Source organism: Actinomadura sp. 6K520 (genome assembly GCF_004349245.1).
In the GTDB taxonomy this organism is placed as follows: Bacteria; Actinomycetota; Actinomycetes; order Streptosporangiales; family Streptosporangiaceae; genus Spirillospora.
Window position 1 is genome coordinate 1 of sequence record NZ_SMLC01000195.1, and the last position, 11,757, is coordinate 11,757.

General features: G+C 74.8%; 9 protein-coding genes and 1 pseudogene. 3 read left to right on the forward strand and 7 right to left on the reverse strand.

The genetic code is table 11. From position 1 onward, the window contains the following. The 4 genes and pseudogenes from E1289_RS32010 to E1289_RS32025 all read right to left on the reverse strand — a co-directional run. A pseudogene (locus E1289_RS32010) lies at positions 1 to 1,517 on the reverse strand (AAA family ATPase); the annotation flags it as partial. A gap of 91 nt (positions 1,518 to 1,608) precedes the next feature. Continuing rightward, a complete protein-coding gene (locus tag E1289_RS32015) occupies positions 1,609 to 2,277 on the reverse strand; it encodes an SDR family NAD(P)-dependent oxidoreductase (protein ID WP_131986930.1) in 669 nt (222 codons plus the stop codon). Then, positions 2,274 to 3,020, reverse strand: coding sequence for an acetoacetate decarboxylase family protein (locus E1289_RS32020; RefSeq protein WP_243713282.1), 747 nt, complete (start codon positions 3,018 to 3,020; stop codon positions 2,274 to 2,276). The genes E1289_RS32015 and E1289_RS32020 overlap by 4 nt, the downstream gene beginning before the upstream one ends. A 54-nt stretch (positions 3,021 to 3,074) precedes the next feature. Further along, positions 3,075 to 3,587 carry an SRPBCC family protein gene (locus E1289_RS32025; RefSeq protein ID WP_131986932.1) on the reverse strand — a complete coding sequence of 171 codons (513 nt, stop codon included), beginning with the start codon at positions 3,585 to 3,587 and terminating at the stop codon, positions 3,075 to 3,077. Between the two features lie 149 nt (positions 3,588 to 3,736). Here E1289_RS32025 and E1289_RS32030 point away from each other — a divergent pair, with 149 nt between their 5' ends. Then, complete coding sequence (locus E1289_RS32030; protein ID WP_165970690.1) at positions 3,737 to 5,689, forward strand: PQQ-binding-like beta-propeller repeat protein; 1,953 nt, start codon at positions 3,737 to 3,739, stop codon at positions 5,687 to 5,689. Positions 5,690 to 5,732: 43 nt separating this feature from the next. Here the strand turns inward: E1289_RS32030 and E1289_RS32035 are convergent, their stop codons facing one another. The 3 genes from E1289_RS32035 to E1289_RS39230 form a co-directional block, all read right to left on the reverse strand. Then, complete coding sequence (locus tag E1289_RS32035) at positions 5,733 to 6,854, reverse strand: glycosyltransferase family 4 protein (protein WP_131986936.1); 1,122 nt, start codon at positions 6,852 to 6,854, stop codon at positions 5,733 to 5,735. Between the two features lie 186 nt (positions 6,855 to 7,040). Then, positions 7,041 to 8,303: a nucleotide sugar dehydrogenase gene (locus tag E1289_RS32040; RefSeq protein ID WP_131986938.1), complete on the reverse strand. Its 1,263-nt coding sequence runs from the start codon at positions 8,301 to 8,303 to the stop codon at positions 7,041 to 7,043. A 37-nt stretch (positions 8,304 to 8,340) separates the two neighbouring features. Further along, the gene (locus E1289_RS39230) at positions 8,341 to 9,774 is read right to left on the reverse strand and encodes a glycosyltransferase family 4 protein (protein ID WP_243713283.1); all 1,434 of its coding nucleotides are present in this window, start codon (positions 9,772 to 9,774) and stop codon (positions 8,341 to 8,343) included. A gap of 54 nt (positions 9,775 to 9,828) precedes the next feature. Here E1289_RS39230 and wecB point away from each other — a divergent pair, with 54 nt between their 5' ends. Beyond that, entirely contained in the window at positions 9,829 to 10,944 is a 1,116-nt protein-coding gene (gene wecB / locus E1289_RS32055) for a UDP-N-acetylglucosamine 2-epimerase (non-hydrolyzing) (RefSeq protein ID WP_243713284.1), read from the forward strand. After that, positions 10,937 to 11,632, forward strand: coding sequence for a hypothetical protein (locus E1289_RS32060; RefSeq protein WP_131986946.1), 696 nt, complete (start codon positions 10,937 to 10,939; stop codon positions 11,630 to 11,632). The genes wecB and E1289_RS32060 overlap by 8 nt, the downstream gene beginning before the upstream one ends. Positions 11,633 to 11,757: the final 125 nt, after the last annotated feature.

An 11,757-nucleotide genomic window follows, 5' to 3' on the forward strand; every position in this document is an offset into this window, starting at 1 on the left:
GAGCCGAGCAGCGCGTCGATCTCGTCCAGGAGCGCCACGTCCTGGTAGCTGAGCGGCGCGTCCCCGGCCCAGGAGCGGGCGAGCGGCTCGACGGCGGCGCGGTCGACGTCGCGTCCGGCGGCGCGGCGGAGCCGGTCGGGGTCGCCGAGCGAGCGCAGCACGTCCAGCGGGCGGCGGATCGGCCACCACGCGACGAGGAAGTCGGTGAACGCGCGCTGCTCGCGGACCCGCGCGACGAACTGGTCGCGCTGGGGGTCACCGCCGCCGCTGCCGCTGCCGCCGCCGCGTGCGGGGGGCTCCTCGTCGAGCTCGGCGAGGCCGTCGGCGGCGAGGATCGCGTTCCACAGGCCCTCCTCGGCGCCCTCCGCCTCCTCGGCCGCGTCGGGGCCCCCGATGTCGTTGAAGCGGTCCCACAGGGCGTCCAGGAGTGCCTCGGCTGCCCGGCCGCGCGCCGCGTTGACGCTGCCGCGGCTGCGCCGGTGGACATCGCTCCTGATCTGGTCGAGGCGGGCCCGGTCGAGCGCGACGACGACGCCCTTGAACACCACGCGCAGCTCGCCGGGGGCGCCGGGCGCGTGGTCGGTGACGGCGCGCCGCAGCACCGCCGCCATCGCGTCCGCGCCCTTGACCCGCGCGAGCCGCGGCGGGTCGTGCACGGTCGCGGTCACGCCGTCGACGAGGTCGCCGAGCGAGCGCAGCGTCGCCGAGCCCTCGCCGAGCGACGGCAGCACCCGCTCGATGTAGGCGGTGAACCGGCGGTTCGGGCCGATGACCAGCACGCCCCGGGAGCCGAACCGGCGCCGGTGCCGGAACAGCAGGTACGCGACGCGGTGCAGGGCGACGGCCGTCTTGCCGGTGCCGGGGGCGCCGCGCACCAGGACGGTGCCGTCGGCGGGGGCGCGGATCACCTCGTCCTGCTCGCGCTGGATCGTCGCGACGATGTCGCGCATCTCGCCCTCGCGGGTGCGGGCGAGGGAGGCGAGGAACGCGCCGTCGCCGATGATCGTCATCCCGTCGGCCGCGTCCGGGTCGAGCAGGTCGTCCTCCAGGTCGACGACCGTGTGCCCGCGCGAGTGCAGGACGCGGCGGCGCACGACGCCGCGCGGGTCCTCGGGGGTGGCGCGGTAGAAGTCCTCGGCGGCGGGGGCCCGCCAGTCGATGACCAGGGAGTCGTGCTCGCCGGTCCGCACGCCGATGCGGCCGATGTAGCGGACCTCGCGGGCGTCCCTGTCGGCGGGGGCGAGGTCGAGCCGGCCGAACACCAGCCCGTCGTCGGCGATGTCGAGGGCCTGGGCGCGCATGGCGGCCTGGTGGACCATCGCGTCCCGGTCCACCAGCGAGCCCTTGGTTCCGGCGAGGGACTGCCGGTAGCCTTCGCGGATCATGGCCTGGGCCTCCGCGCGCATCTCCTCCAGCCGCGCGTAGGCGATGTCGACGTAGCGCTGCTCGGCGGCGATCTCCCGGTCTTTGACCGTGCCGCCGGAGTCGGTCGGACGCCCGGTGACCTGGGACGACATGCAGGCTGCTCCTCGCACGAGTGTCGCGCCGGGGACGTCCCCCGGCACCCCCGAAGGGGCGAAGAGACAGCTTATTCGGTCGGTCCGACCTTCAGCGCGGCGCGACCGTATCGGCAGGTGAACGGCGCGTCGGCAGGGAGCCGAGACGCTCGCGGAGGGTGCCGCCGGGAACCCGGACGTGCGTCTCCCCGGCGGGCCGCGCGAGCGACCGGTCGATGGCGTCGAGCACCAGGCGCGCGGGAACCCCGTGCGGTGTGCGGCAGCAGCGGAACGTCACGCCCTGCCCGCGGTGCTCCGCCCAGAGCGCGTCGGTGTACGCGGCGACGGCGGCGGAGGCCGCGGCGGCGGCCGCCGCGCCCGGCACCGGGTGGTCCGGGCAGAGGATCAGCTCGCCGCGCCCGCGTTCCAGCATGCCGGGAAGGGTCGCCCGCACGGCGTGGACGGTGCCGAGGACGTCGGTCCGCAGGACGTGCTCCACCTCGGCGAAGGGCTGCTCCAGCGCGGGCGCGGCCGGCGAGATCATGGCCGCGTGTACGACGCGCTGCACGGGCCCGGCCATCGCCACCACGTCCGCGACGGCCTCGGGGTCGGTGACGTCGCACGTCCGGACGTGCATGTTGGGGGAGCGCAGCGCCGTCCTGGCCAGGCCGTCGGCGTCCAGGTCCACCGCGACGACGTCCCAGGCGGCCGCCGCCAGCCGCCGCGCGGCCAGCGCGCCGAGGCCGTGCGCGGCACCGGTCACCAGCGCCGTCCGCATCATGGGCGCACCTCCTCGGCCGCCCCGAAGGTCATCCGGAGGTGGCCGACCGTGCTGCTGCTCAGCGCGCGCGCCCGGTCCAGGCCCAGTCCCCGGAGCTCCTCCGCCACGGGATGGTCGCCCAGGACGACCTTCGCTCCGCCCGGCCGCATCCGCACCTCGGACGGCGTGACGGTCCAGGGCGTCCGGCGGGTGACCCCGTCCATGCACGAGTACGCCTCGACCTTGGGCGCTCCAGAGCCCTCCGGCATCGGCGCTCCCGGCCCGACCGCCACCTCGATCGCGGTCCGGTCGCCGAACCGGACCGCGCACCGCTTCACCCGCCCGGCCAGGTCCATGGGGATGTCGGCGAGTTCCTTCGGGAAGCCCCAGATCGTCCGCCCGGCCTCAAGGGTGAACTCCTGGTTGACCGGCAGCCAGTGGATGAACGCGCCCACGCCGGCCATGCCGCGCAGGCGGCCCAGCGGCCCCGAGGGCGGTGCCGAGCTGGGCGGCCGGACCAGGAACGCCACGGCGAACTCGTGGTACGGCCCGAGGTCGCCGTCCGTGTACCGGACGAAGGCCAGCGAGCAGATCGCCCGTCCCGGCAGCGGCTCGGCGACGTCGAGCCCGGAGTAGGAGATGACGGCACGGGCGGCGTCGGCGGGCACCGCGAACATCGCCGACGCCACCGCGGCGTCGCGGATCCGCACCGGGAGCTCGACCCGCTCGCCCTGGATCGCGTGGGCTTGCACGGCGCTTGTCACACCGTTAGTAGAACAGGTTCTTGTTTTCCTGCCAAGGACCGGCGGGGGCCCGCCTCATCCCGTGCCGGCCCGGTCCCGCTCGACGGCCGCCCTGACGCGGTCGAGGGTGGCGCGCATCCCCGCGCGGTTGACGGCGGCGCGGCGGCCGGCGGGGACGCCGGTGAACAGCCTGCCGAGCAGCGAGACGAACCGGGCGCCGCGGGTGTCGCGCCGCAGGTCCTCCCAGTACTCGGTGAGCCGCGTCCGGGGCGCGGACGGGTCGTCCGCGACGTCCTCGACGCGGTACCCCCACAGCGCCACCGGGATCCCGAAGCTGGACACGCGGAACGCGAACACCTCGCCGGGCACGGCGGACGTCACCCGGCACGTGGTGAACCACACCCGCCACCCGCTGCGGTTCCACCCGACGAACCTCGTCCCGGCCGTGACCGTCCGCCCGCGCACCCACGCGGCGAACACCTCCGGGCTCCACTCCGGCATCCGGCGCGGATCGGCGACCGCCGCGTACACGTCCTCCGCCGGCGCCGCGACCGCCACGCTCTCCTCGACGACCCACTCCCGTTCCATGGGCGGGATCATCCCACTTCATGACCGTATGGTCACGTCAGGGGTGCGCGACCCCGGGGGGTTCCGCCGTTCTGTCGCGCGGGCGCCCCGCACAGGGCATGGTGGTTGTCGTCCTTTTCCACCGGTACGCGATGGGAGGCGTGGGGGGCGTGGGCGAAGGCCGGCAGCGGCCGGGCGGCCGGCCGGAGTCCGTGGGCGGGGTCCGCGTGGCCCTCGGCGTGGTGTCCGGCGTCGTCGCCATCGCGCTCGCCGCCGTCCTGGTCGACCGGTTCGTCCTCGGCGCGGAGTGGTGGCAGGTACGGCACACCGTGACCGCCGAGCCCGTCACGCCGCAGCGCGACGTGGGGCCGCCGCCCGGCCCGCTCACGGTGAGCTGGGAGCGCACGACCCGCATCCACCACGGCTCCGTCGCCGGTTACGACGGGCTCGCCCACGCGGTCGCGCAGGGGCAGGTGGTGACGGCGTCCGGAAGCGGGCTGGAGGTCCACGACGCGCGGACCGGCGCGGACCGCTGGAGCTACCGCCGCTCCGGCTGGACGCTGCTCGGCTGGGCGGCCACGCGGTCGCGGCTCCTCGGCTACTTCGAGCGGGACGGCGACCGCGGCGAGCGGCTGGTCATCGCCTTCGACGCGCTGTCGGGCGGCCTGCTGTGGCAGCGCGAGGGGCCGCGCCCCGCCGCGGTCTCCCGGACCACGCTGCGCTGGCCCGCCGGGTCCGGCGTCCTGCTCACCACCGATGACGAGCGCCGCACGCTGTTCGGGGTCTCCGCGGTGACCGGGAACCGGGTGTGGCGGCTGCCGCTGCCGCGCGGCTGCCGGCTGTTCGAGGGGAGTTCGCGGCCGTCCGACGGGCGGGAGGACCTCGCGGCGCTGGCCCTCGACTGCGCCGGGAAGGCGCGGCACAGCCGGCTGCTGGCGGTCGAGCCGGGCGCGGGCACCGTCGCGTGGGACCGGCCGCTCGGCTCGAAGGAGTCGCCCGAGGTGTCGATGCTGGACGGCGTGACGCTCGTCTCCGACGGGACGGCGCTGCGCGCGTTCGACGCGGACGGCGGGCAGTTCGGCGTCTGGAAGGGCGCCGGGGTCTGCGGCGACACCATGTGCCCGGCGGTGCTGCGGTCGGGGCGGCTCCTCGTCGTCTACCACCCGGACGGGGCCAAGCGCGGCGAGACCCGCATGGAGGCGGTGCGGGTGCCGTCCGGCAAGCTCGAGTGGGGCCGCGGCACCCCCGCGTACGCGGCGCTGGCGGAGGCGGGCGGGCAGGTGTTCGCGCTGCGCCCGCGGCTGTCGGGGCGGCTGCTGCCCGCGGGCGTCGACATCGTCGACCCCGGCGGCGGGGATGCCACGAGCGCGCCCGCGCCGATCTCGGTGAACCTCGACCTGCCCGGTCCCCGCCCGTGGCTGGCGGCGGCGGGCGGGCTGCTGTACGCCGCCGTCCCGCAGGCGGCGCCGCGCCCGGACGGTTCCGCGCGGCTGGTCGCGCTCCGCGGCGGCCTCGCGGGCGGCGGCCCGGCCGAGCTGGGCGGCGTCCCGGCGGCGGACTGGCCGGACGCCTGCTCGCTGCTGGCGGAACCGGACCTCGTCGCGGCCCGCGTGGACGGCCACACCGCCGAGCCCCGCCGCGCGTCCGCCGGGCCGGTGCGGCTGCCGCGGCCGGTGTCCTGCCGGTACGAGCCGCCCGAGAAGGACGGCGATCCCGGCGACCGCGAGGGGGAGGAGCCCGAGGGCGAGGGCACGGAGTCCCCGGACCCGGCCGGGTCCTCGCCGGCCGATCCCGGCGGATCGGCGGGTCCCGGAGAGGACGGCGAGGGGCAGGAGGACGCCGGCGTGGAGCGGACCGTGGGCGGCTTCACCGTCAGCGTCCGCTGGGTCGGCCGGACCGAGCACGTCGCGTCGCAGCTGCTGGACGCCCTCCAGGCCACCCAGGCGAAGGCCCGCAAGCGCCGCGACATCGGCGCGGACGAGGCGTACGAGATCGGGCCCGCCGCCGGCATGATCGCCCTGCGCGTCGGCCGGTACGTGGTGGTGGTCGAGGCCGACCGGCCGCCGGGCGTCGCCGCCCGGCTGGCCCGCTCCGTCGCCCACCGCCTGCACCACCCCTCCTGACGCCGCGCGGAGCGGATCAGAACCGGCAGAACCGTCAGGACCGTCAGAACTCGGGGACGGGTTCGGCGGCGAGGAGGTGCTCGCGGCCCGCCCACGCTTCGAGCTGGGCGACGAAGCGCGCGGCGTGGACCGGCCAGTGGTACCGCTCGCGGGCGGCCCGGTGGCCGCGCTCGCCGAGCTCGGTGCGCAGCGCCGGGTCGTCGCGCAGCCGCAGCACGGCCTTGGCGGCGGCGCCCGGGTCGCCGAACGGGACGATCAGCCCGCACCCGGCGGACTCGACGATGTCCACGGCCGGCGGGTTCGGCGTGCTGATGACCGGGACGCCGCGGGCCATGTACTCCACGATCTTGGTCGGCATCGAGTGCCGGTAGTTGGGCTCGTCGTGCAAGAGCGCCAGCCCGGCCATCGCGCCCTCGGCGATGCGCAGCGCCCGGTCGTTGGGGACGAACCCGTACCAGCGCAGTATCCCCTCGCGCTGCGCGTCCCGGATCGCGTTCCTGATGTCGGCGTCGGCGGCGCCGATCAGCTCGACGAGGATCCCCTCGGCGGCCAGCGCACGCGCCATGTGCACCATGTCGAGCGCCCCGCGCGCCCTGGACAGCTGCCCGACGTACACGGCGCGGCGGCCGTCCGGCGGGCCGGGCGGCGCGTCGGCGACGTAGGTGGTGTTGGGCACGACGGGATGGTCCTCGCGGAACCGCGCCCGGTAGCCCTCCTCGGCGAGCAGCAGCCGGTGCCGCCGCTCGCTGCGCCGCTCCAGGCGGTGGACGGCGGGCCGGAGCAGCGGCCGCGCCGGTGCCGGCACCCAGCCCTTGGCGCTGAGGGCGGCGGCGGTGTCCTCGTGGACGTCCCACACGACGGTCCGGCGGCGCACCTCTCGGGGGAGGGACACCATCAGCTCGGGGTCGTGGAGGAGGATCACGTCGGCGTAGGCGGCGTGCTCGGTGAGCGCGCGGTGCGCCGCGCGCAGCGCCCTGAGGCGGCGCCGTCCGGTGGCGCGCGGCACGTCCACGGGGCTGATCTGCCGCCACGGGGTCGCATTGCATGCCCGGAATGGAGCGATGTATGTGACTTCATGGCCGGCGTCGAGGAGCGCGCGTATCTGCCGGTGCAGAATGCGCGCGTCCTCGGGGTGATGCACCACCGTGCAAACGCAGACCCGCATTTACTCTCACTCCGTGCCGAAGCCTTTGACGTGATTCCGAGTCTGGGCCGCCGATGGAAATTGCGGATGAATTCCGGTTGTCGGAGGCATGGACGGCGCCGGGCGATTGGTCCGCCGTGTGCTAGTGGCGCGCCATGTCCGCTCCGAGGCCCCTCCGCGTCCCCTGCGCGTCCTCCGCGGCGGCCGCTAGAGCAGTTCGACGGTGTCCAGGTGGGCGTTGCGCGTCCGGCCCCGGGTGTCGAAGAGCAGGCGCGCGTTGCGCGTCAGCGTCTCGGCGTCGTACGCGGCGTGATCGGCGAGGACGATCGCCAGATCGGCCGCCGCCAGCGCCGCGGGCAGGTCGGCGCCCGCGTCGGGGATCTCGGTGCCGTCCACGTCCCAGGACGCGATGAACGGGTCGTGGAACGACAACTCGGCCCCGAGCCGCGCCAGCCGCCGCGCCACCGGGCGGGCCGGCGACTCGCGCTGGTCGGCGATGTCGGCCTTGTAGGTGACGCCGAGGAGCAGGACCCTGGCGCCCTTCAGCGCGCGTCCCTCCCGGTTGAGGAGCTGCTGCGCGCGTTCGGCGACGTACCGGGGCATCCGGTCGTTGATCTCCTGGGCCAGCTCCACGAACCGGAACGGGTAGCCCAGCGACCGGACCTTGTACGACAGGTAGTTCGGGTCGATCGGGATGCAGTGCCCGCCGACGCCCGGTCCGGGGCGGAACGCCTGGAACCCGAACGGCTTGGTGGCCGCGCAGTCGATCGCGTCCCACAGGTCGATGCCCAGCTCGTTGCAGAACACCGCCATCTCGTTGACCAGCGCGATGTTCACGTGCCGGTAGGTGTTCTCCAGCAGCTTGGCCATCTCGGCCTCGCGGGTGCCCCTGGCCTGCACGACCCGGTCGACGAACTTGCCGTAGAACGCCGCCGCCGCCGACGCGCACGCCGGGGTCAGCCCGCCGACGATCTTCGGCGTGTTGCGGACCCCGTACACCGGGTTGCCCGGGTCGATCCGCTCCGGCGAGAACGCCAGGTGGAACTCCTCCCCGGCGACCAGCCCGGACGTCTCCAGGATCGGCCGGACGACCTCCTCGGTGGTGCCGGGGTACGTGGTCGACTCCAGGACCACCAGCGTCCCCGGCTCCAGGTGCCGGGCGACCGTCTCGGCCGCGCCGCGCACCGCGGTGAGGTCGGGGCCGCCCTCCGGCGACAGCGGCGTCGGCACGCAGATGACCACGGTGCGGGCGCCGTCCAGGACGTCCTCGTGCAGGCTCGGGACGAACCCGGCCTCCAGCATGTCTTCTATCTCGGCCGGCGAGACGTCGTCGATGTGCGACAGTCCGGCCTTGAGCCCGGCGACCACGCGCGCGTCGCGGTCGAGGCCGCCGGCCCGCAGGCCGGCCCGGCATGCCTCCCGGACGAGCGGCAGTCCGACGTAGCCGAGTCCGATGACCACCAGATCCACCCGGTGGCTCCCTTCGCAGAATGTACGCGGTCGCGGTTCAGGAGATCGCGTAGGCGGTCCGGTATTCGGCCGTAACGGTGCGCCAGGTGCGTTCCGCCCTGACCCATTCCCGGGCCGCCTGCCCGATTTTCTGCCTTCTTTCCGGACTGTAAGCCAGGTCTTCCAGGCAATTCGCCCATGCTTCCGGGTCTTCCGGAACTGTTAACGCGCCGGTCACGCCAGGTTCCACGATTTCGCGAAGTGCCCTGACATCACTGGCTATGACGGGGATTCCCCCGGCCATCGCCTCGATCGGCTTGAGGGGCGTCACCAACCGGCAGACCCGGTCCGCACGGCGCGGAACCGCGAACACATCGAGGACGGCGTGGAAACGGCGAACGGACCCCATCGGCACGCGGCCGGTGAACACGGCGTGAACGCCGTGCCCGGCCGCGCGCCGTTCGAGCGCGCCGCGCTCGGGACCGTCGCCGACCAGCAGCAGCGTGACCGGCGAGCCCCGGTCGCGCAGCAGCGCCGCCGCGTCGACGAGCGTGTCGATGCCCTCGTAGCCGTAGAACGAGGACGTCAGGCCGACGACCGGGGCGTCCCCGCGGATGCCGAGCCGTTCCCGCAGGTCGCCGGGGTCGGGGAGCGGTTCGAGGAACGTCTCGTCCACCCCGTTCGGCACCACGGTGATCTTCTCCTCGGGGACGCCGCGGGACGCGATCTCCGCCCGCATGGCCTCGCCGAGCGTCACGACCGCGTCCACCTCGGCCATGCGGCGCGTCTCCAGCTCGCGGGTCAGCCGGTAGAACTCGTCCGTCTCGCGGTGCGCGGGGTCGCGCGACAGCCAGGAGTCCTCCAGGAAGCCGCGCACCTCGTAGACGACGGGCAGCCCGTGCCGCCGTCCCAGCTCCAGCGCGACGGCCGCGTTCAGGTGGTTGCTGACCGCGTGCAGCACCGCCGGCCGCAGCTCCTCCACCAGCCGTCCGGCCAGCTCGGCGCTCCTGCCCACGGCGCGCACCGGGTCGGCGGGCGGCAGCCAGGGCAGCAGCCGGTGGTACGGGACGCCGTCGACGTCCACCCGCGCCCGCGCGTCCCCGCCGCCCTGGCTCAGCGGATACCCGAGCCGCGTCACCACGTGGGTGTCGAGGCCCGCCTCCCGCTGGGCCTGGGCGATCCGGTGCGTGCGGACGGTGTATCCCGCGTTCGTGCCGGGCAGCGAGTTCGTCACGAACTGCAGGACGGTCCTGCCCCGCGGCTTGGCGAGGGGGGCGCGGGGATGCGGCTGACGGGCCAGCAGGCGGCGCAGGTCGGCCGTCTCGCGCCGGACGTCCCGCGGCTTCGGGACCACGAGCGGGGAACGGCGCAGCCGGACGCCGAACGGGGTGCGGGCGAGCAGCCGGACCGCGAGCCGGGACGCCCGGCCGGGGTCGTCCCGGACCTGCCGCCAGGCGAGTCCCACCAGGTAGACGGGCTTCTTTGTGAGCACGGCGGGCGAGCGTAGGCGACCCCGATGAACAGAAGGGAAATCGTGTTGGCATCCATCGTGCACGTCCTCGGGGCGCGGCCGAACTTCGTCAAGGCCGCGCCGGTGATCGGCGCGCTGCGCGCCGCCGGCGCCGAACAGGCCGTGATCCACACCGGCCAGCACTACGACGCGCGGATGTCGGAGATCTTCTTCACCGAGCTGGGGCTGCCCGAACCCGACGTCAACCTCGGCGTCGGCTCCGGCGGGCACGCCGAGCAGACCGCCGCGCTCCTCGTCGGGCTGGAAAAGGAGTTCACGAGCCGTTCACCCGCACTCGTCATCGTGTACGGCGACGTGAACTCGACGATCGCCGCCGCCCTCGTCGCGGCCAAGCTGCAGATCCCCGTCGCCCATGTGGAGGCGGGGCTGCGCAGCTTCGACATGTCCATGCCGGAGGAGGTCAACCGGCGGATCACCGACCAGCTGTCCGCGCTCTGCCTGGTCACGAGCCCCGAGGGGATCGGGCACCTGGCGGCCGAGGGCGTCCCGGTGCACCGGACCCATCTCGTCGGCAACCCGATGATCGACACGCTGCTGGCGAACCTCGGCTCGTTCGACACGGACCGGGTCCGGGAGGCGCACGGGCTGCCCGGCCGGTACGTCCTGGCGACGATGCACCGGCCCGCGAACGTGGACGCGCCCGAGACGGCCGCCGCCCTCGTCCGGCACCTGCACGGCGTCGCCGACCTCGCCGACCTGGTCATCCCCGTCCACCCGCGCGGCCGGGCGAACCTGCTGGCCGCCGGGCTGGACGACCACGACGGCGTGCACATCCTGGAGCCGCTCGGGTACATCGACTTCATCGCGGCCGTGCGCGGGGCGGCGGCGGTCGTCACGGACTCGGGGGGCCTGCAGGAGGAGACGACGATTCTCGGCGTGCCGTGCCTGACCGTGCGGCCGAACACCGAGCGACCCATCACCATCACCCACGGCACCAACCGCCTCGTGACGTTCGAGGAGCTCGTGCCTGGAGTCCGCAAGAGCCTGGACGGGGGGTCAGGGGGGTCGTCCCCCCTGATCGGCACGGCGCCGGAGCCGGGTCCGGTCGCCGCCGACCGCAAGCCGCCGCTGTGGGACGGCCACGCCGGTCCCCGCATCGCCGAAGTGATCATGAGGTATCTGGGTGAGTGACGAGGCCGAGACCGCCGCGCGCCAGGAGGCGAAGGCGTACCAGCAGCTCGGACGGCTGCGGGCCACGCTCCGCGAACGCGAGGCGCGGCTCTCCGAACTGGAGAAGCGGGTCGCGGCACTGGAAGCCTCGACGGCCGTGCAGTTCGGGCGGCTCGTCGCCGGAGCCGCGCGCAACCCGCGGCGCGGCCGGCGGCTGCCACGGGACCTGTACCGGCTGTGGCGCAAGCGCAACGCGCCCGTGCCGGCGTCCGGCAGGGGCGGCGGCGGGGCGGTCACGCCCGACCGCGTGAACCGTCCCGAGGACCGCCTGCTCGTCGCCGGCCCCTGCGACCGGCCGATCGTCGCGGGTGTCCTCGCCCGGCGCACGGCCGCCGAACTCGCCGAGCACGTCGAGGTCGTCGCGCTGTACCCGCACGACGCCGCGATCGTCCTCGACCGGGCGGACGTGGACATGGTCGTCGTGGACGCGTCGGCCGGCGAGCCCGGCGGCCCCTGGGCGTACCTGGGCGTACCCGGCATGTACGACCGGGACGCCGCGCTGGACGAGATCCGGAGGATCGCCGCGGCCCGCACGCTGCCGCTCGTCCTGCTCGGCGGACCGGCCCCCGCCACCCTGGCGGGCCTGACCTGGGACGCCGTCCTCACCGACGCCGGCGAAGTCGGCGCACAACTCGAACCTGTCCGGTGAAAGACATCCCAGGAGGTTTGAATGTCAAGCCGCGGCGCTTTGAGGGTGATGCGACCAGGCGGTCGTCTCGTCGTAGAGCGTTCCGGTTTTGAGGCAGCCGTGCAGGATGCCGACGAGCCGGTTGG